Genomic DNA, 18,703 nt, shown 5'->3' with positions numbered 1-18,703 from the left:
GGGATCGCCTCGATCCGAAGGATACTCAGATTCGAAATCGTCGTTGGTGATCGCGCCCTCGGCTAGCTGGCTAACAAGCCGTCGCGCAAGCGCTCGCTTTTCGTGATTAACCATCGCCGTTCGCTCGATTAGGTCTGAGCCTCGCCGCCGACGATATTAATCCCTTTCCTTATCTTGAGAGCATCCACCGAAAAGTTAACCGTCGGGTTCAGCGACCGTCGACTCTTTTCCACAGCATAAGTCCGTAGGGTTCGGTACGCAAAGCGTTCTCGCTTTGAGCGAGACGCAGAACCTCTCCCTTGCCCGGCCAGGGGAGGAGTTTGCGAGGCGGAGTTTTGTGGAGCGCGATTCTGCACCTCGCTCGCGTGACTAACTGATAAGAGCAGCGTCTCCTTGGGACGGAGACCGTCACATGCGCTATGTTGCTGGGGTTCGGCGGTGACCCAGTGGCAAAGCTAACGAGGTTCACACGGCGTTATCGTCAATTTGTAGCTTCCAGCTTAGTTCTCGTCCTGGCGGGCTGTTCGACACAAAGTCAAGCGCCTGCCGTGAGAGAAGCCTCCGGCTCTGATCCGATCGCTGGCGTTTTCGCTCACTGTCAGAATCTGCTCGGCAAAGAAAACTCTTCGAGTACCTGCGAATTCGTAGAGGACCGCGGCAACGCAGGAGCCGACATCGTTAGCGAGCGGATCCTCTGTGTTCAGGACGGTCAATTCGTGCAGTGCAAAGCGCGGCCGGGCGAAGGACCCGGCCCGGAGGAATACTGGCTGGATTTCAGATGTTCGCGCACCGACGTCACCTGCCAGATCACGTCTGGGGCGCCCTCGTACGTTGAAGCCTTCGCACCTCTGTTCGAGAGCCACAATCGGATCGTATTGAGCACCGCAGCTACGAAGAACGCCAATCAGTGAAAGGGAGGTCTATATGTTTGTCTCTCTTCCTGCGAGAACCTCAGCGTGCGGGGACGGATCGACACACGGGCAGCTTCGCTTTGCTGTCGCATTGGCGTCGGCGCTTCTCTTGATAAAGGACGCTGCCCCTGCGCGGGCCGCCGCATCAAGTGCTGCGACCTTGCGCGGAACTATCGAATGCAGCCTGACTGGAGCAGAATTTCCGGCCGCCGTAGGAGAACCGATGATAGTTGTATATGCAGGGTCAATGCAGCTCGTGGCTGACGGTAACGGCAGATTCACCAGTGGTCACACGACAACGAAAGGCACGGGAGACTGGCCCCACGGAGATGGAAGGCGCGCGGCGCGCCAAATTAATGGCGGGCAGGGACGCCCGCCCCACCATATTCCGTCCGGCCGTGGCCGCTACTTGGAGCCCGCTTAATGCCGCGATTGTTGGAGGTTGGCGGCTTCTACTTTGGCGCGGGCTAAATCGAGGTCGTGCTTGGCTTGGGGGTAGTCGGCGTCGTAGGTGCTCATGGTTGAGACCTTCGCGTCGGCTAGTTGTTCTTCGCGCTTGGCTTCGGATTCGCTCACCTTGGCTGTCGGTTCCGCAGTATCGGCCAGCACCGTCATCACGCCATCGCGGACTTCGGCGAGGCCGCCCGATACTACCCAGTATTCGTGGGCGCCGTCGGGCTCCGATACGTCGAGGATGCCGGGAACGAGCGACGTGATGAAGTTGATGTGGTTCGCCAACACGCCGAACTGGCCCAGGGGGCCGGTCGCTGTTACTTCGACAACGGCGCCATCGTAGACGACGCCCGTCGGCGTGACCAGCTTGAGCTGAAAGGTCTCCGCCATCGATACTCCCGCTAGCGGGCCTCGCCGCGGGCGAGCCGTTCGGCCTTGGCGCGCGCGTCTTCGATCGTGCCGACGAGATAGAACGCCTGCTCCGGCAGGTCGTCGCACTTGCCGTCGAGGATCTCGGCGAAGCCGCGCACCGTATCCTCACGCTTCACGTATTGGCCCGGAATACTCGTGAACGGCTCGGCGACGAACATCGCCTGCGACAGGAAGCGCTCGACGCGGCGCGCGCGTGCGACGACGAGCTTGTCCTCGGCCGACAGTTCTTCCATCCCGAGGATCGCGATGATGTCCTGCAGGTCCTTGTAGCGCTGGAGGATTGCCTGCACTCGGCGCGCAACGTTGTAGTGCTCCTCGCCCACGACCTGGGGATCGAGAATTCGCGAATTCGAACCGAGCGGATCGACCGCCGGGAAAATTGCCTTTTCGAAAATCTTGCGATCGAGCGCCGTGACCGCGTCGAGGTGCGTAAATGTCGTGGCCGGCGCGGGGTCGGTGTAGTCATCGGCAGGAACATAGATCGCCTGCACCGACGTGATCGATCCTTTCTTGGTGGTTGTGATGCGCTCCTCAAGCTCGCCCATGTCGGTGCCCAGCGTCGGCTGATAACCGACGGCGCTCGGCATACGGCCGAGGAGCGCCGACACCTCGGAGTTCGCCTGCAGGAAGCGGAAGATATTGTCGATGAAGAAGATGACATCCTTGCCTTCATCGTCGCGGAAGTACTCGGCGACCGTGACTCCCGTGAGCGCCACGCGCGCGCGCGCGCCCGGCGACTCGTTCATCTGCCCGTACACCAGCGCGGTCTTCGCGATAACGCCCGACTCCGTCAGTTCGCCGTAGAGATCGTTGCCTTCGCGCGAGCGCTCGCCTACGCCGGCGAACACCGACACGCCGCCGTGCTGCTTGGCAACGTTGTTGATGAGCTCGAGAATGGTAACCGTCTTGCCGACGCCCGCGCCGCCGAAGAGCCCGATCTTTCCGCCGCGCGCATATGGACAAATCAGGTCGATAACCTTGATCCCCGTCTCGAGGATTTCAGCCTCGACGCCCTGGTCCGCGAAGGAGGGCGCCTCGCGATGTATCGGCATCGCCTTGGTGCCCTCGATCGGACCGCGCTCGTCGATCGCGTCACCGGTAACATTCATGATGCGGCCGAGGGTGTTCGGACCGACCGGCACCGAGATCGGCGCCCCGGTGTTATCGACTTCCATGCCGCGGACGAGGCCGTCGGTCGAGTCCATCGCGATACACCGCACGACGTTTTCGCCCATGTGCTGCTGCACTTCGAGCACGAGGTTGCCGGCCTTGTCGCTGATCGAAGGATTCGTGACACGCAGCGCCGAAAAGATCGGCGGCAGGCCGGTGACGAATTGCACGTCAACGACGTTGCCGAGCACCTGGCTGATTTGTCCTTGCGATGTTGCACTCATGGTAAAGAGTTCCCGCTTGATAAGTTCGAACGTTAGCCGCGCAGCGCCTCGGCGCCGCCGACGATATCCATCAGTTCCCTGGTAATCTGCGCCTGGCGCGCGCGGTTCATCTCGAGCGTGAGCGAGGAGATCATCTTCGCGGCGTTACTGCTCGCCGAGTCCATCGCAGTCATCCGCGCGCCCTGTTCGCTCGCTTCGGACTCGAGCAGCGCATGATAAATCGATGCTTCGAGGTAGCCGCGCAATACGACCGGCACCAATTCCTCGCGGCTCGGCTCGACGAGGTAGTCGAGCTTGCCCGCCTCGCTCTTGGCGACGCCGCCGTGCAGCTCGCCGTCGTCGCGAATTCCGTGTTCGCTGGGAGGCTTCACCGGCAGCAGCTTTTCGTAGGTCGGGAACTGTGCGAGCGCCGAGCGGAAGCGCGTGTACACGATTCCAGCTTCATCGATCGCACCGCTGCGATAATCGTTGAGAATCTTGGCGGCGATATCGCGCGCGAGGCCAATCGTCGCAAGCCGGGGAATATTGTCGATGCGCTGAATCGCGACCGGCGTGCGATTGCGCCGCAGATGATCGACGGCCTTCTTGCCGACGGCGAAAAGCTCGATCGCGATTCCGCTGGTTTCGAGCTCGCGGCGCGTTTCATCCGCCAGTCGCATCGCGTTGGCGTTGTAGCCGCCGCAGAGCGTGCGGTCCGAGGCGATCACGACGAGCAGCGCGCGCTTTTGCGCATTCTCGCGCGGACCCGCCGAGATTCCTTCGGAAGTGAGGAGCGAATCAGCGACGCGCGCGAGCGCTTCGCTATAGGGGATCGAATTGGCGAGCGCTTCCTGCGCGCGGCGCAGGCGCGAGGCCGCGACCAGCTTCATCGCGCGCGTGATTTGCTGAGTCGACTTGGTCGATGCGATCCGGCGCCGGATTGCCTTGAGTGAGGCCATTTTCGAATCTGCGCGTTACGCCGCAGCCTGGCTCCCCTTCTGATCCGCGAGGAAGCGCTTCTCGCATTCCTCGAGCCCGGACTTCATCTTGGCGCGCACTTCGTCGCTCAGCTCGCGCTTGTCGCGAATCGTGGCGAGCACCTCGGGCGCGGTCGACTCGAAGTACCCGAACATCGCATCTTCGAACGGCCGAATCTGCGGGACCTCGAGCTTGTCGAAGAAACCCTCGTTGCCGGCGTATATCAGGAGCACTTCCTTCTCGACCGGCAGCGGCGAATATTGCGCCTGCTTGAGCATCTCGGTTAGCCGCGCGCCGCGATTCAGGAGACGTTGCGAGGCGGGATCGAGATCGGAGCCGAACTGTGCGAACGCCGCCATCTCGCGATATTGCGCGAGATCGAGCTTGAGCGTGCCGCCGACCTGCTTCATCGCTTTCACGGCGGCGGAAAATCCAACCCGCGAAACCGAGAGGCCGACGTTCACCGCGGGTCGAACGTTCGAGTTGAAGAGGTCCTTGTCGAGAACGATCTGACCGTCCGTGATCGAGATGACGTTGGTCGGGATATATGCCGAAACGTCGCCTTCCTGCGTTTCGATAATCGGCAGCGCGGTGAGCGAGCCGCCACCCATCTCAGCGCTCATCTTGGCTGCGCGCTCCAGCAGCCGCGAATGCAGATAGAAAACGTCGCCGGGATACGCCTCGCGGCCCGGAGGACGGCGCAGCAAGAGCGAGAGCTGGCGATACGCCTGTGCATGCTTGCTGAGATCATCGTAAATCAGAAGGGCATGGCGGCCGGTATCGCGAAAGTACTCGCCCATCGTGCAGCCCGTGTAGGGCGCGATGAACTGCAGCGGCGCCGCTTCGGAGGCGGTCGCGGAGATGATCGTCGTGTACTCCATCGCGCCGAAGCGGCTCAAGCGTTCGACGACCTGTGCGATCGTCGAGCGCTTCTGGCCAATCGCGACGTAGAAGCAGTGAACGTTCTGGCCCTTCTGATTAATGATGGTGTCGATCGCGATCGCGGTCTTACCGGTCTGGCGATCGCCGATGATAAGCTCGCGCTGGCCGCGGCCGATTTGCAGCATCGAGTCGATAGCTTTGATCCCGGTCTGCAGCGGTTCTTTGACGGGCTGGCGCTTGATGATACCGGGCGCCTTGATCTCGATTCGGCGCGTCTCTGCCGCCTTGATCGGCCCTTTCTCGTCGATCGGCTGACCGAGCGCGTTGACGACACGGCCCAGCAGACCTTCGCCGACGGGAACCTCGGCGATTCTGCCGGTGCGCTTCACTTCATCGCCTTCCGCAATTGCCTGCGGATCGCCGAACAGCGCGGCCCCAACATTGTCTTCTTCGAGGTTCAACACCATCCCGAAGACGCCGTGCGGAAACTCGAGTAGCTCGCCCGAGGCCGCGTTCTGTAAGCCGTAAATGCGCGCGATACCGTCGCCGCATGACAGCACGCGGCCGGTCTCGCGCACGGCGATACTGCCTTCGAAACCCTTAATCTCGTTCTTCAGGATTTCGCTGATTTCAGATGGTCGAATCTCTGCCATAGATGTAGTTCAAGGGCCGGATCAACCCGCCATCCGGCGCTGTGCCTCCGCCAGCCTGGTAGCCAGGCTGCCGTCATAAATCTTGCCGCCAAATTCTGCCACGACGCCGCCCAGCAGCGCCGGATCAACCATCGTGGTTGGAATAATTTTTTTCTTCGCGATTCCTTCAAGCCCCGCGACGACCCGCGCGACGTCCGAGTCGGTAGGCTGCACCGCGAATGTAATCGTCGCCCGCGCGCGGCCGAGCAGTTGATCGACCAGATCGCGATACGCCTCGGCAATCGCTGGCACCTCCGCGATTCGGCCGTGACGCGCGACGACGACGGCGAACGATCGCAGCGGGAAGCCGAGTTCGAGCCGCTCGGCGATCTTGCCCATCGCCTCTTGCCGCGCCGTGTGGGAAAGCTCGGGCGACGTGAGCTTAACCAGCAGTTGAGGATCCGAAACGATCGCGGCAAGCTGATCGAGCTCCTCGCCCCATTTCTCGACCTGGCTCCGCTCTGCGAGTTCGAGCAGCGCGCGAGCATAGCGCTTGGCGACCCGCGAGCCTTTCATCGCTCGCCCTCCAGCCGCTCGGTAAAGGTTTCGACCAGGCGCTGCTGATCAGATGAATCGAAGCTGCGCGCGATCAAATCGCGGGCGAGGCTGGCGGTGACCGCGGCCAGTTCCTCGCGAACGCGGCGCTGTCCCGCCTCGGCCAACGCATTGCTGGTCAGAGAGACGTCGGTATGAAGGCGCTCGACCGCAGCCACTGCCGCATCGGCGATTTTCTTGACCTGGAACTGGGTCTCGTTCTCGATTTCTTTCTGGAGCGTGACGACTTCAGCATCGAGGTTGGCGCTCCGCGCCGCCGCCTTGTTGGCGAGATCCTGCGCTTGGGCAAAGGCGCTTTCGGCGCGCGAAATCGTGCCGCGAATCTGGGTGGATCGGTCAGCGAAGAATTTCGAGATGAAGGGCGCGGCGAAATACTGAATGATGCCAACGAAGATCACAAAGTTGACGGCGAAGCACGCCAGCACCAGCCATGAGCCGTGCTCCTCGGCCCCCGCCTCTTCGGCGGCGCGCGCAATCGCAGGCAACAACGCGGCCGTGATTGCGGTCACGCTGATGATTGTCTTCTTCATCGTTCAATTCACGCTGCGGCGCGATCCGTTAAGCGGCCGGCCCAGTACACGCTCGGCGAGCTCGGCTGCCAGGCGCTCGCCCATTTGACTGAGTTCGCGCTCAGCGCTCCTCAACTCCTGATCGATCCTGCCCCTTGCGTCGTCGAGCATCTCGCGCGCCTCGGTTCGCGCCGCATCGAGCTTCTTTGCGGCTTCGGCCTCTGCCGCGCGGCGCTCGGTATCGCGGCGCTCGAGCGCGGCGTGGCGAGCGTCGCCGAGCCGCTTCTCGCGCGCCTCGTCCGCAGCCCTGGCCTCTTTAATGAGCTGCTCGGTTCGATCGCTCAGGTCTTTCAGCCTGCTCTCGCGGCGCGACAGCAGATCCAGAAAGGGGCGAAAAAACAGCCGGCTGAATATAAACCAGAAAACCAGGAAGGAAACAATGAGAGTGAAGTAGATCCCCCAGTTCGGTGGGATGTGCATATTACCGCACCTCCCCTGCGGGGTAATTTGCGCAAGTCTTCATAGTGTTTCGAGCCGGAGATGCGAACGATTCAGAGGCCGCGGATGGTCAAGCCGATTTGTGTCCTCCCGCAGCCTGCGCCGCGCGTTCCTCAACCGGAAATACCGTGACCTTGCGATCCTCGCGCACGCCCTCTGGCTGCATCGAGCAATGACCCTCGAACAATGCGCCTTCCTGAACTATCAGCACCGGGGCTGCGATGTTGCCGTTGACCTTTGCCGAGGCGCGAATCTCGATCCGCTGCGTCGCCGTGATATCGCCGCTGACCTTGCCTGATACAACCACGGAAGTGGCGCGGATCTGCGCGGTGATAATGGCGCTCTCGCCGATCGTCAGACCGTCCTTGCCGTGGATCTCGCCATCGACTTCGCCGTCGATCTTCGCGGCGCTTTCAAATGAGAGCTTGCCGCTGACTTTCGATCCCCGATCGAGATAAGCCTGCGCTTGCACCGGAGCCGCCACCGGACGCGATGCAGGTGCGGGCCCTGCCGCAGCAACCGGCTGCGTCGGTGCAGGAGATGGCGAAGAAGTTACCGGCGTCGCCGTGGGCTGGACCTTGGCTGGATTCTTTTCCGGTTCCTTGTTGAAAAGCGCCATCGTAACACACTCCTCGACGCACACGGATTGGTTCCGTACTGCGAGTATCCCGAGCTTAGGCTTGGCTATTAACTCATGCAATTGCGGTCTGTCAAATTTGTCGGCGGTGATCGAAAAGAAAAGCGCGTTCATGCGCGCTTAATCAGATTCGCCGTTGCCTCGCATGAGCCAACGGTTAACCTCGAAGGAAAGCAACCGCATTCGTAGACAACCATCGAAAAGGAGCCCACGCGATGGCATCGATTCCAGAAAAATATCTCGACCTCTTCGGCAGCAAGAAGGCGTTCGCCAACCTGGCGACCATCATGCCCGACGGCTCGCCGCAGGTGACCCCGGTATGGTTCGACTACAAGGACGGGCGCATCCGTATCAACACGGCGCGCGGGCGTGTGAAAGCTCGCAATATGAAAGTTGGGACAAAGATCGCGATCGCGGTGCTCGATCCTGACAATCCGTATCGCTACGTCCAGATTCGCGGCCCGATCATAAGCGAGACCGAGAACGGCGCCGACGCGCATATCGACTCGCTCGCCAAGAAATATCTCGGACAGGATAAGTATCCGTTTCGTCAGGCTGGCGAGCAGCGCGTGATCTACGAGGTCGATCCCAAGTCCGTCCAAGCCAGCGGCTGATCAATACTGCTGTTGATAGACAGAAACTCTTCGGCGGTTCCTGCCTGAGGAAAAAATATAGCGGAGCGGGCCTCCCTTCCCACCCCATTATATTTTTCGGCCAGAACGAGAGCTGGTGCTTGCTGCGAGATGTATCGTACGATATATTTACCGCATCTCGCAAGATGGAGGCAGCCCACCGATGTTTGGATGTGGTACCCGTCACTTTCACCGCCCGCGGCCATGGCATGTCGCCGGTATGATGGCGATGCGCGGACGCTTCTTCGGCCCCGGCGAGGTCAGGCTCGCCCTCCTCTCGATGATCGCCGAAGGCCCGACGCACGGCTACGAGCTGATGCGCCAACTCGAGGACCGCTCCGGCGGCGTCTACAAAGCCAGCGCCGGTACGGTTTACCCGACGCTCCAGCAGCTCGAAGATGAAAGCTTGATCGCGTCGGAAATGATCGACGGCAAAAAGTCGTATCGCGCGACCGACGCCGGTCGGGAAGAACTGCGCGCCAAAGACGAGATCGTCCGCCGCATATGGTGGCGCGCACGTCGCCTCGCTGGATGGCGAAACGCATTCGATCCCGATGCCGCCGAAATCCGCGGTCCAGCCGAGCGCCTCGTGCAAGCCGCCTTCCGTGCCGTCGCTGGCGAGCGCGCCACAGAATCGCGCTTCGACAAAGTGCGCGACATCCTCGAGCGGGCGCTGCGCGAGCTCGACGCTCTGCGCGACAGCGACTGAATCGCGTTGTATCGGGCGTCGCGCGTAGCCTAAAATCGCCTTTCGCTCTTATGGCGGAACGCGCTCACAATCAGTCCGCTCCGCGGGTTTACCTGGAAACCTACGGATGCCAGATGAATATCGCCGACTCGCAGACGGTTACTGCCGTTCTGCGCCGCGCGGGATATGCGAGCGCCGAGCGGCCCGAGGATGCCGACGTAATCCTGCTCAACACCTGCGCGATTCGCGAGCATGCCGAGGAGCGCGTGCTCGGACGCCTGAGCCACCTCGCGCAACTCAAGCATCGGCGCCCCGAGGTGAAGCTCGGGCTTCTCGGATGCATGGCGCAGCACAATCGCGCCGCGTTGGTCGAGAAAGCTTCGTACCTCGATCTCGTCGCCGGACCGGACAGCTATCGCCGCCTGCCTGAGATGCTCGGCCGGGCGGGATTCGATCCGGCGATCGACGTGCGCCTCGATCGCGCCGAGACTTACGCCGATATCACGCCCGATCACGACGGCTCGCTTCGCGCCTACGTCACGGCGATGCGCGGATGCGACAAGTTCTGCACCTTTTGCGTGGTGCCCTACGTGCGCGGCCGCGAGCGCTCGATCGCGCCCGCCGATCTGATTCGCGAGATTCGCGAGCTCGCCGAGCGCGGCGTGAAGGAAGTCGTGCTGCTCGGGCAGACGGTCAACGCCTATCGCCACGGCGATACGGATTTCGGCGCGCTGCTCCGCGAGATCGCGAAGATCGACGAGATCGCGCGAATCCGCTTCACCTCGCCGCATCCGAGCGACATGAGCGATTCGCTGATCGCCGCGATGGCGACCGAGCCGAAGGTCCAGCCGTATCTGCATTTGCCCGTGCAGTCGGGATCGGATCGAATCCTCGCCGCGATGGAACGCGGCTACACCATCAGCGAATATCTCGCGCTCGTCGCGCGCTTGCGCGACGCGATCCCTACGCTCGCGCTCTCAACCGACATCATCGTGGGCTTCCACGGCGAAGAGGAACCCGACTTTCGCGCCACGCTCGATCTGGTGCGCGAGGTTGGTTACGACTCCGCATTTACATTCAAATATTCGGTGCGCGAGAACACCCGCGCCTACAAACTCGGCGATAGCGTCAGCGAAGAAGAAAAAGGCGCGCGGCTGGCCGAGCTGATCGCGCTCCAGGAGCGAATCTCGCTCGCGCGCAACCTCGCAAGTATCGGCACAGAGTTCGAGGTCCTCGTCGAAGGCCCCGCGCGCCGCGGCAACGCAATGCTCGCCGGCAAAACCCCGCAATTCAAAACCGCGGTCTTCCCTGCCGCCGAAGGAATCCGCGTTGGCGCCCTGGCACGCGTGCGTGTTGATTCTGCCACGGGCCATTCACTCCTCTGCTCAATGGTATAGTGGATCTCCGGCCATAAATTGACTGGCGGCGGCGGTTTTCGGATCGACAATCAGTGAGGTAAGTTGGAGCCGCGCGCTCGCTGTCGGAGCAGACCTGCCACGGCCGACGAAGCCTCAAAAATTCCATCTTGGGACGTGTTCATCAATTTGTTCGCCGTGATCGCCCTGTATGTGGCAACCGGCGCTGCGATCGTTCTGATTTTCTTTCCCGCATACGTGTGGGCCTGGCGCTCGATCGCCAGCGATTTCGCAGCCACACCGGGCAAGAACGCCAGTTGGGTGCGCACTTGCCCGATATATCTGACGATCTTCCTCGCCGGATTGACGTGCCCGATCGACTTGAGGCTGTTCGCTTATGTCCTCGCCGGATCGCGATCTGCTTCCTCAGGATCGCGCCCGACTGCCTCAGGCTGACCGAAAGAAAGCGCATATATTCCCGCCCGCCACAGCCCGGCGCGTGCTTCCCAAAAGTCCACCACCGCGTTATGCAGATGACTCCGTCGCGGAGACATAATCGTGGATGCTTTGACTGAGATTCTTGCCGGACTTGATTCGATTCGACCCGAGCTGACGGCTTTCTACCAGGACCTGCATCGGAACCCTGAGCTTTCGATGCAGGAGACGCGCACCGCCGCCAAAGCCGCTGATATCCTGCGCGCCGAGGGTTACACCGTTGGCACCGGCATCGGTAAAACCGGCGTGGTAGGAATTCTCGACAATGGCGTCGGCCCGACGGTGCTGCTCCGCGCCGACATGGACGCTCTCCCCGTGCGCGAGCAAACCGGACTCGCCTATGCGAGCACCGCCACGGGCGTCGATCCCGATGGCGAGCCGGTTCCTCTCATGCACGCGTGCGGGCACGATCTGCACGTCACATGCCTGTGCGGCGCGGCGGCGTTGCTCGCGCGCAATCGCGATCGATGGCGCGGGCGACTCATGATGGTCTTCCAGCCTGCCGAGGAAATCGGCTCGGGCGCGCGCGCCATGATCAACGACGGCCTTTTCGATCGCTTCGGCAAGCCCGAGGTCGTGCTGGGTCAGCACGTCATCCCGTCGCCCGCGGGCTCGCTCTACTGGCGCACGGGAATCACGATGTCCGCGGCCGACAGCTTCGAGATCAAACTCTTCGGCCGCGGCGGTCACGGCTCGCGTCCGCAATCGAGCATCGATCCGATCGTGATGGCGGCCTCCCTCGTGCTGCGCCTGCAAACGATCGTCGCGCGCGAAGTGGCGCCCAGCGACCAGGTCGTCGTCACGGTCGGCAGCCTGCACGCGGGCACGAAGGAGAACATCATTCCCGACCAGGCCACGATCAAGATCAACGTGCGCTCCTTCTCGCCGCCCGTGCGGCAGCGCGTGCTCGACGCAATCAAGCGTATCGCGGTGGCTGAGGCGGCGGCCTCCGACGCGCCGCGCGCGCCGGAGTTTCGTCCGCTCAACAATTTCCCGATCCTGACCAACGATCCCGAGGCGACCGGCCGCACCGTCAATGCGCTCGGCCGTCATTTCGGCGACGACAAGATTCACGAGGTCCCGCTCGTCAATGCGAGCGAGGATTTCGGCGAGTTCGGCGTCGCCGCGGGCGTGCCGTCGGTCTTCTGGTACTTCGGCGGCCTCGATCCGGAAATTGTGAAGAAGGCAAGCGACGAAGGGCGTCTCGACGAAATCCCGAGTAATCACTCGCCGCTGTTCGCGCCGATCGTCGAGCCGACGCTCACGACCGGCGTGCACGCCCTCGTCGCAGGCGCACTCAACTGGCTCAGCGCGAAGTAAGCGGCTCGGCCGCGCCCGCTCCTGCAAGCTCGAGGCGCGTTTTTTCTTCAGCGAGCGGGAGCGTGGCGCGGATCGCGAGCATCGCGATCAGCGCTAACGCGGCGAACAGCACCAGCGCGCCGGTGTAGCTGCCCGAGCGATCGAAGATGCCGCCCGCGATCACCGGTCCGATCGCGAATCCGAAGGTGTTGAAGAGCGCGAGGATTCCGAGCAGCGTGCCGAGCCGCCTGCGGCCGAGCGATTCCGTGAGCGCGATCGGAACCAGCGCCGGCGGCGTTTCCCTGACCAGCCCGAAGATAACGATGAATGCTGCGACCGCTGCGATATGCGAAGCGCCGAGCAGCGCCGCCATTCCGGCCGCGGCTATCACGAAGATCATCGCGAGCGTCGCGCGACCTCCCATCCGATCGGCGATGCGGCCAACCAGGAACGTGCCGACCGCGCTGAACAGGAACATCGCACCGAAGATCTCCGCCGCTGCCGTCGCCGAATAGCCAATTCCTGTCAGAAGCGGCACCAGGTGCACGCGCAGGCCGACTCCCGCCATTGCGAAAACCAGGTCGGCGATCCCGAACAGCCAGAATGATCGCGAGCGCAGCGCCTCGCGCACTTCGAGGCCCGGCAGCGCTTCCTGCATCGCGTCCGATACGGTCTCATCGCCCTCGTCTATCGGGCGCGCGCGCATGAAGATCGCGAGTAGTGGAATCACGACAAACAGGATCGGCAGCCCCATCGCGATATAACCCGCGCGGAAGCCGCCATGCTCCACGATGCGGTTAGCCAGGATCGTGACGCCGGCGCCGCCGAGCGGGATTCCAGAAAACGCGACTCCGAGCGCGAGGCCGCGCCGCTCGCGGAACCAGTTCGTGAGCACGAGTGCCGTCGGGATAATCGTTGACGCGCTGATACCGACACCCAGCACGATAAAGACCGCAAGGAAGGCGATCGCCGAGTCCGCGCGGCTGAGCGCCAGGAAGCCCAACCCGACCATCGCCGCGCCCGTGATCATGATGCGCCGTTCGCCGTAGCGGTCCATCAATGAGCCGAGCGCCGGACTGCTGAAGCCGGCGGCCAGCGGCGCCGTCGCGACCAGCAGCGAGAACAGTGCGCGGCTCCATGCGAAGTGCTTGACCACCGGAATAAAGAAGACGCTGCTCGCGTTGATCGGTCCCCAAATCAGGAACATTGTCACGAACAGCACCGCGACGATTATCCATTGCTGCCTGCGCTCATCCTTCATTGCTCGCCTCGCTCGTTACGTTACAGGCCAATCCTTGCGATCGCATAGATGATGTGGAATTAGAGATGTGTGCACATCTACTGTGCACAAATTCACATCAGGAGCCCGCGCGATGTGGCAATGGGATGACGTGCGCTTCTTCCTCGCGCTTTCGCGAAATCGCAGTCTCTCCGGCGCGGCGCGCGCGCTCGGCGTCGATCACGCGACGGTCGGCCGCAGGCTCACGGCGTTCGAGGAGGAGCTGGGCTCGAAGCTTTTCGACCGCACGCCTGAAGGATTTGCAACCACAGCCGCCGGCGAGGCGATCCTCAGCGAATGCGAGGCGATGGAGAACGCGGCATCATCGGTCGATCGGCTGGTGGCGGGACACGATGCGCGGCTCAGCGGCCTCGTGCGCGTTGCGACGACTGAGCTGCTGGCGCAGGTCGTCGTCGTGCCGGCGCTCGCGCAGATCGCCGCGACGCATCCGCAGCTCCAGGTCGATATCGTCGCGCATCCGCGGCCAGTCGATATTGCGCGGCGTCAGGCTGATGTCGCGGTCCGATTTGTGCGGCCGCGCGATGGCGATTTGGTCTGCCGCAAGCTGGGCGAGTTCGGTATGACGCGCTACGCGTCGCGCGCCTATCTCGGCGCACATGGCGTCCCGAAGAGCGGACAGCATCTCGAGGGGCATACGTCGGTTGGCTACCTGACTGCGCCGAGCTGGTTCAACGAAACACTTGGCGGTGCTCACACGGTGTTGTTCAGTAACAGTCCGTACGTCCAGCTCGCAGCGATGGCGGCGGGAGTCGGAATCGGAGTGGCACCGTGCTGCGTCGGCGATGAATATCCGGGACTGGTGCGGCTCGTTCCCGGCGAAGCACCCGAGCTGCGCCCGGTCTGGGTGATCATGCATCGCGATCTGCGGCGCGTCGCGCGAATCCGCATCGTCGCAAATGCGATCGCGGAGGTCTTCGAGCACAAGCGGCAACTGCTCCGCTTCGGCGCGCGCGATATCGCCAAAGCGCGGGCTCCAAAGCAACGCGCGTTAACTACCTGATATAGACGGGATTCGAAATGATCCAGGGGCATCCGTTGCGATACGCGATGACGCGGTAGGTGCCCGCGCTTTTCGGCGCGAATTCGAATTCCGTCGCGTCGTCGGCAGATGCGGCCTCACTGCCATTGCCGTAGATAACGATCTTGTCAGCCTGCGCCGGCAGCTCGGCGCGAAGCTTGAGGCCCGGCGCGAACGAGGTTTCGTCGCCCATGATCGTGCGCGCGTCGCCGTTCTGCGCGTAGAACGCGAAGTTATCGACGTAGCCGAGGAAATCGAAGCTGATATACGCGCGGCCGTGTTTCATCGCGTCGACGAGCGGATCGACGCTGCGCTCGGTGGCCAGCAGATGCGTCGCGTTGAAAAGAAACAATTGCTGATAGGTGCCGACCGTCGCGCCGAAGACGTTCATGTTCGGCGCCGACCCGAATCCCGCCAGAAGAGTGACTCGGGCGCCTGCCGCCAACCGATCGTAAGCGAACATATCGTGTGGATCGATCTGATCCAGATGCGCGAGGAAGCGGTCGGTGCTGAAGAACATCGCGCTGAGCTTGAGCGCGGTTGGACTCTTCGCCACCCACGCCGCTGACTGGCTGTAAACTTCGAGGGCATCGGCAAGTGCGTAGTCTGCCGGCGATGCGAAGCGCGACGGGTCGCCCGCGACTGCGATTCCACCTTGCTCGTGAATCGCGCTGATTAGATCGGACGCGCTCGAGGGTGGATTGATCGCATCGCGCAGATTGACGCCGACGATTTCGCCGCCGCCGACCGCGAACGAGCCGCCCGCGATGAAAAGAATCTCGGATGTGTAGCCGCTGATTCCGTAGTCGCTAGGTCCTGAAGTGACGCGATCGCCGAGTGCGACAAAATCGAGCTGCGCATCGCGCGCGAGCTGAGCGACGGCCGCCTGGTCGAGACCCGCGGGTTTGAGTTTCAGATCGACCACGCCGCGATAGTCGCGCAGCTCGGGAAACTCGCGCGCGGGCGCGACGAGTCGTGTCGGCGGCAGTTCGGTGCTCGGCAGCGGCGCGGCGCATCCACCGAGCGCCAGCGCAAGCGCCGCCAGACTCCACAACTTGTTACGCATCGAGGCGATCAGAGAATCGAGCGCCCCTGCGCGCCATCCACGGGAATACAGGTGCCGGTTATCCAGCTCGCGTGCGGCGACGCGAGCATCACGACCGCGTACGCGACTTCGTCGGCGCGGCCGAGACGACCGGCCGGCAACTCGTGCGCGATAAAATCCTTCTCGAAGGCCGGGCTCTCCTTGAAGATCGTTTCCCAGACTCCGCCTGGGAAGAGGATCGAGCCGGGCGCGATAGTGTTGACGCGAATCGCCCTGGGCGCGAACTCGCGCGCCAGCATCTTGGTGAACGAATGCAGCGCCGCTTTCGACGCGTTGTATGTCAGCGGGCCGCCGGCCTCGCGTCCGTAGATCGATCCGATGTTGATGATCGAGCCGCCGCCCCGCTTTTCCATGATCGGCGCGACGATCCGCGCCAGGCGCACCGGCGCGAAGAGATTCAGATCGAACTGCTCCTGCCATGCCGATTCGGGCAGCTCCGCCAGCGCTCCCGGCCGCGCCGCACCGGCGTTGTTGACGAGGACATCGACGCCGCCGAAACGATTCGCGAGCTCGTCGACCAACTGTTGCATCGCACCCGAATGCGTCGCGTCGCAGGCGCGTCCGATCGCGCCCTGACCGCCATGCTGCGACGATATTTGCTGCAGCGCCGCAGTCGCGGCTCTCACCTGGTCAGCATCGCGCGCGCAGATCCCAACGCTCATGCCCTCCGCGGCGAGCGCTTCGGCCATCGCCCGTCCCAGCCCGCGTGTCGCACCCGTGATCAAAGCAACCTTGCCCCGAAGCCCCAAATCCATCGCCAAAGCTCCTAAAGGATCGAGAGTAAGCACGTATGGTTTATCAACGCCGCCCGGCGGCTAGAAGAGGCGACGATCTTAACGAACTGACGGGCACTCATCCTTGCCGCAGTTAATGCCGTTGCGCTCAGTTCTGAGCAGTTTTATTATGCGGCCCGCACTGTTCATCGTCATGCTGACAGCCGAACCCGACTGCCAATCGACCAAAGGTCAAGGCGATGCCGATTCAGACAAAGAGACGAAAACCCGGGATTGTCTCGACCTTGCTCATGCTGGCGGTTCTCGCTGGATACACGTCTTCAGGCTCGTCAGGTGCCTTGCCGGCCGCCCCGCAAATCCCGCGCGATTTTCAGTGGAAGGGTCGATACATCGTCAAGGATCTTGGCGCGGATGTTCCGTTCATCTGGCAGGGAAGCAACGGCAATCTCCAGATGACCGCTGGAAGCACCGCGGATACGGTTTATTTCACAAATCTGATTTACAACGGCGAACTCTATACGCTTACTGAAAACTGGCCGTACGACGAACCGCCACCACCTTATTCGAATAAGTGCGTCTGTCTTGGGCGACTCACCCTGAACACGTTGAACGCGTGCCTCAACAGTTCGCGTTATGTCGGGCCGGAGATTTTGCTTGATAACCTGAGGTTGGTGAACCATTTCAGGATTGGCGTGATGTTCGGTGAAACCGAATCGAAGCCAGGCCCGGTGCGGCTGCCAATCATGGAAGGCGATTTTTATGTCGATCCGGGAAATCCAGGCAAGTTCTGGAAGGTGTTACATTACGGACTTCAGAATCTGCTCGACCCTGCGCTGGATGAATGGATCGTGCTGCAGAACTTCAAATATACACCAGGCCAAGTAACCCTTCCCGCCAAATGCGACCCCACAACCTGTCCCAACCAAGACGTGTTTGGGCCAGGCTTCTACTGCCAGTAGCGAATTTGCGATCATCGAAAGTCGAGGCGCCGACTGTTCCTTGAGCTCGAGCAATGGACCGCGCTGGCTTGGGATGTTAAAGCGAGCGGAGCGATTCGATTCGCGAGGAGTACGGACGATGGGCGCATCGGCGGGCAAGTGGGCATTTCAGAAGGGTCTCCAGGAAGTGGGCGACGGATGCTACGCGTATCTGCAGCCCGACGGCTCGTGGGGATGGAGCAACGCAGGACTCATCGCTGACGGCGATCAGTCGCTGCTGGTCGATACGCTTTTCGACCTGAAGCTCACGCAAGAGATGCTCGACGTGATGCGCGATGCGGAGCCGCGCGCGAAGAAGATCGGCACGCTCGTCAACACGCATTCCAACGGCGATCACTGTTTCGGTAACGAGCTCGTGCACGGCGCCGAGATCATCGCCTCGAAGGCGTGCGCCGAAGAAATGAAGCATGATGGCGGCGCGGGACGGCTCGCCGAGATGAAGCGCAACTCCAAGGCGATGGGCGACGCCGGCGCCTTCTTCGCCGAAATCTTCGCGCCGTTCGATTTCGAGGGCATCAACGTAACGATGCCGACGGTGACGTTCGAGCACGAGATGACGCGCAAGGTCGGTAACAAGACCGTGCGGCTGATCGAGGTCGGGCCGGCGCACACTGCGGGCGATGTGCTCGCATACGTGCCGAGTGACCGGGTGATCTACACCGGTGATATCCTGTTTATCTACGGCCATCCGATTATCTGGGCGGGACCGGTCGCGAACTGGGTCAAGGCGTGTCAGCTCATGCTCGATCTCGATGTGGACACTGTCGTGCCCGGCCATGGTCCGATCACTGACAAGGGCGGCGTCGCCGAAGTGAAAGGCTACCTCGAATACATCACACGCGAAGCGCGCAAACGTTACGACGCCGGGATGCCGATGGCGGAAGCCGCGCAGGACATCTCGCTCGCGGACTACTCGTCGTGGGGCGACGCGGAAAGAATCGCGGTTAACGTCGCATCGCTCTACCGCGAATTTTCAGGCGGCAAGATGACGGCGAACGTAGCGGACCTGTTCAGCCTGATGGCAAAGCTGCATCGCGAGCGTAGGAAGTAATCGCGAGCGTCACAGCCTCAGAAAAAAGGAAGGCGCTGCGCGCCCTCGATTCTGAGTCTTTCCGTCATCACAAGCGGCCGCCGCCCTCTGTCATTTCGAGCGGAGTCT

General features: G+C 62.2%; 18 protein-coding genes. 7 read left to right on the top strand and 11 right to left on the bottom strand.

Annotation, left to right across the window (positions count from 1 at the left end; genetic code table 11):
• Nucleotides 1-1,331: 1,331 nt before the first annotated feature.
• The 8 genes from atpC to VMA09_15440 form a co-directional block, all read right to left on the bottom strand.
• A complete protein-coding gene (gene atpC / locus VMA09_15475; GenBank protein ID HUA35008.1) occupies nucleotides 1,332-1,754 on the bottom strand; it encodes an ATP synthase F1 subunit epsilon in 423 nt (140 codons plus the stop codon).
• An 11-nt stretch (nucleotides 1,755-1,765) separates the two neighbouring features.
• Nucleotides 1,766-3,190, bottom strand: coding sequence for a F0F1 ATP synthase subunit beta (atpD, locus tag VMA09_15470; GenBank protein ID HUA35007.1), 1,425 nt, complete (start codon nucleotides 3,188-3,190; stop codon nucleotides 1,766-1,768).
• A gap of 32 nt (nucleotides 3,191-3,222) precedes the next feature.
• Nucleotides 3,223-4,128 carry an ATP synthase F1 subunit gamma gene (atpG, locus tag VMA09_15465; GenBank protein ID HUA35006.1) on the bottom strand — a complete coding sequence of 302 codons (906 nt, stop codon included), beginning with the start codon at nucleotides 4,126-4,128 and terminating at the stop codon, nucleotides 3,223-3,225.
• 15 nt (nucleotides 4,129-4,143) lie between these two features.
• A complete protein-coding gene (gene atpA, locus VMA09_15460) occupies nucleotides 4,144-5,682 on the bottom strand; it encodes a F0F1 ATP synthase subunit alpha (GenBank protein HUA35005.1) in 1,539 nt (512 codons plus the stop codon).
• A 21-nt stretch (nucleotides 5,683-5,703) separates the two neighbouring features.
• Entirely contained in the window at nucleotides 5,704-6,237 is a 534-nt protein-coding gene (gene atpH / locus VMA09_15455) for an ATP synthase F1 subunit delta (GenBank protein ID HUA35004.1), read from the bottom strand.
• Nucleotides 6,234-6,806, bottom strand: coding sequence for a hypothetical protein (locus tag VMA09_15450; GenBank protein ID HUA35003.1), 573 nt, complete (start codon nucleotides 6,804-6,806; stop codon nucleotides 6,234-6,236). The genes atpH and VMA09_15450 overlap by 4 nt, the downstream gene beginning before the upstream one ends.
• 3 nt (nucleotides 6,807-6,809) lie before the next feature.
• Nucleotides 6,810-7,265: an ATP synthase F0 subunit B gene (locus VMA09_15445; GenBank protein HUA35002.1), complete on the bottom strand. Its 456-nt coding sequence runs from the start codon at nucleotides 7,263-7,265 to the stop codon at nucleotides 6,810-6,812.
• Nucleotides 7,266-7,353: 88 nt separating this feature from the next.
• Complete coding sequence (locus tag VMA09_15440) at nucleotides 7,354-7,902, bottom strand: polymer-forming cytoskeletal protein (protein HUA35001.1); 549 nt, start codon at nucleotides 7,900-7,902, stop codon at nucleotides 7,354-7,356.
• A gap of 233 nt (nucleotides 7,903-8,135) precedes the next feature.
• Here VMA09_15440 and VMA09_15435 point away from each other — a divergent pair, with 233 nt between their 5' ends.
• From VMA09_15435 to VMA09_15420, 4 genes are all read left to right on the top strand, one after another.
• A complete protein-coding gene (locus VMA09_15435; protein ID HUA35000.1) occupies nucleotides 8,136-8,534 on the top strand; it encodes a PPOX class F420-dependent oxidoreductase in 399 nt (132 codons plus the stop codon).
• Nucleotides 8,535-8,781: 247 nt separating this feature from the next.
• Nucleotides 8,782-9,261, top strand: coding sequence for a PadR family transcriptional regulator (locus VMA09_15430; protein ID HUA34999.1), 480 nt, complete (start codon nucleotides 8,782-8,784; stop codon nucleotides 9,259-9,261).
• Between the two features lie 50 nt (nucleotides 9,262-9,311).
• Nucleotides 9,312-10,637 carry a tRNA (N6-isopentenyl adenosine(37)-C2)-methylthiotransferase MiaB gene (gene miaB / locus VMA09_15425; protein ID HUA34998.1) on the top strand — a complete coding sequence of 442 codons (1,326 nt, stop codon included), beginning with the start codon at nucleotides 9,312-9,314 and terminating at the stop codon, nucleotides 10,635-10,637.
• A gap of 516 nt (nucleotides 10,638-11,153) precedes the next feature.
• Complete coding sequence (locus tag VMA09_15420) at nucleotides 11,154-12,410, top strand: amidohydrolase (protein HUA34997.1); 1,257 nt, start codon at nucleotides 11,154-11,156, stop codon at nucleotides 12,408-12,410.
• Here the strand turns inward: VMA09_15420 and VMA09_15415 are convergent.
• The gene (locus VMA09_15415) at nucleotides 12,397-13,650 is read right to left on the bottom strand and encodes an MFS transporter (GenBank protein ID HUA34996.1); all 1,254 of its coding nucleotides are present in this window, start codon (nucleotides 13,648-13,650) and stop codon (nucleotides 12,397-12,399) included. The genes VMA09_15420 and VMA09_15415 overlap by 14 nt on opposite strands.
• Nucleotides 13,651-13,762: 112 nt before the next feature.
• Between VMA09_15415 and VMA09_15410 the strand changes: the two genes are divergently transcribed.
• A complete protein-coding gene (locus VMA09_15410; protein HUA34995.1) occupies nucleotides 13,763-14,689 on the top strand; it encodes a LysR family transcriptional regulator in 927 nt (308 codons plus the stop codon).
• Here VMA09_15410 and VMA09_15405 read toward each other — a convergent pair.
• Both VMA09_15405 and VMA09_15400 read right to left on the bottom strand, forming a co-directional pair.
• Nucleotides 14,682-15,773 carry a hypothetical protein gene (locus tag VMA09_15405; GenBank protein HUA34994.1) on the bottom strand — a complete coding sequence of 364 codons (1,092 nt, stop codon included), beginning with the start codon at nucleotides 15,771-15,773 and terminating at the stop codon, nucleotides 14,682-14,684. The two genes, VMA09_15410 and VMA09_15405, sit on opposite strands and share 8 nt — an antisense overlap.
• A gap of 8 nt (nucleotides 15,774-15,781) precedes the next feature.
• Nucleotides 15,782-16,567 (bottom strand): SDR family NAD(P)-dependent oxidoreductase, encoded by a 786-nt coding sequence (locus VMA09_15400; GenBank protein HUA34993.1) that lies wholly within the window; start codon nucleotides 16,565-16,567, stop codon nucleotides 15,782-15,784.
• Between the two features lie 218 nt (nucleotides 16,568-16,785).
• Here VMA09_15400 and VMA09_15395 point away from each other — a divergent pair, with 218 nt between their 5' ends.
• On the top strand, nucleotides 16,786-17,505 hold the full coding sequence (locus VMA09_15395; GenBank protein HUA34992.1) for a hypothetical protein: 720 nt from the start codon (nucleotides 16,786-16,788) through the stop codon (nucleotides 17,503-17,505).
• Between the two features lie 118 nt (nucleotides 17,506-17,623).
• Nucleotides 17,624-18,595: an MBL fold metallo-hydrolase gene (locus VMA09_15390; protein ID HUA34991.1), complete on the top strand. Its 972-nt coding sequence runs from the start codon at nucleotides 17,624-17,626 to the stop codon at nucleotides 18,593-18,595.
• Nucleotides 18,596-18,703: the final 108 nt, after the last annotated feature.

The organism is Candidatus Binataceae bacterium, from assembly GCA_035508495.1.
Lineage (GTDB): Bacteria > Desulfobacterota > Binatia > Binatales > Binataceae > JASHPB01.
This window is presented reverse-complemented; position numbering and strand designations above follow the sequence as displayed.

Excerpts from the sequence above, each read along its gene's own strand:
- VMA09_15405 (HUA34994.1), bottom strand. The coding sequence starts at position 15,773 with ATGCGTAACAAGTTGTGGAGTCTGGCGGCGCTTGCGCTGGCGCTCGGT.
- VMA09_15415 (HUA34996.1), bottom strand. The coding sequence starts at position 13,650 with ATGAAGGATGAGCGCAGGCAGCAATGGATAATCGTCGCGGTGCTGTTC.
- VMA09_15445 (HUA35002.1), bottom strand. The coding sequence starts at position 7,265 with ATGCACATCCCACCGAACTGGGGGATCTACTTCACTCTCATTGTTTCC.
- atpD (HUA35007.1), bottom strand. The coding sequence starts at position 3,190 with ATGAGTGCAACATCGCAAGGACAAATCAGCCAGGTGCTCGGCAACGTC.
- VMA09_15435 (HUA35000.1), top strand. The coding sequence starts at position 8,136 with ATGGCATCGATTCCAGAAAAATATCTCGACCTCTTCGGCAGCAAGAAG.
- miaB (HUA34998.1), top strand. The coding sequence starts at position 9,312 with ATGGCGGAACGCGCTCACAATCAGTCCGCTCCGCGGGTTTACCTGGAA.
- atpA (HUA35005.1), bottom strand. The coding sequence starts at position 5,682 with ATGGCAGAGATTCGACCATCTGAAATCAGCGAAATCCTGAAGAACGAG.
- VMA09_15390 (HUA34991.1), top strand. The coding sequence starts at position 17,624 with ATGGGCGCATCGGCGGGCAAGTGGGCATTTCAGAAGGGTCTCCAGGAA.
- VMA09_15410 (HUA34995.1), top strand. The coding sequence starts at position 13,763 with ATGTGGCAATGGGATGACGTGCGCTTCTTCCTCGCGCTTTCGCGAAAT.
- VMA09_15440 (HUA35001.1), bottom strand. The coding sequence starts at position 7,902 with ATGGCGCTTTTCAACAAGGAACCGGAAAAGAATCCAGCCAAGGTCCAG.
- atpC (HUA35008.1), bottom strand. The coding sequence starts at position 1,754 with ATGGCGGAGACCTTTCAGCTCAAGCTGGTCACGCCGACGGGCGTCGTC.
- VMA09_15450 (HUA35003.1), bottom strand. The coding sequence starts at position 6,806 with ATGAAGAAGACAATCATCAGCGTGACCGCAATCACGGCCGCGTTGTTG.
- atpH (HUA35004.1), bottom strand. The coding sequence starts at position 6,237 with ATGAAAGGCTCGCGGGTCGCCAAGCGCTATGCTCGCGCGCTGCTCGAA.
- VMA09_15395 (HUA34992.1), top strand. The coding sequence starts at position 16,786 with ATGCCGATTCAGACAAAGAGACGAAAACCCGGGATTGTCTCGACCTTG.
- atpG (HUA35006.1), bottom strand. The coding sequence starts at position 4,128 with ATGGCCTCACTCAAGGCAATCCGGCGCCGGATCGCATCGACCAAGTCG.
- VMA09_15430 (HUA34999.1), top strand. The coding sequence starts at position 8,782 with ATGCGCGGACGCTTCTTCGGCCCCGGCGAGGTCAGGCTCGCCCTCCTC.
- VMA09_15400 (HUA34993.1), bottom strand. The coding sequence starts at position 16,567 with ATGGATTTGGGGCTTCGGGGCAAGGTTGCTTTGATCACGGGTGCGACA.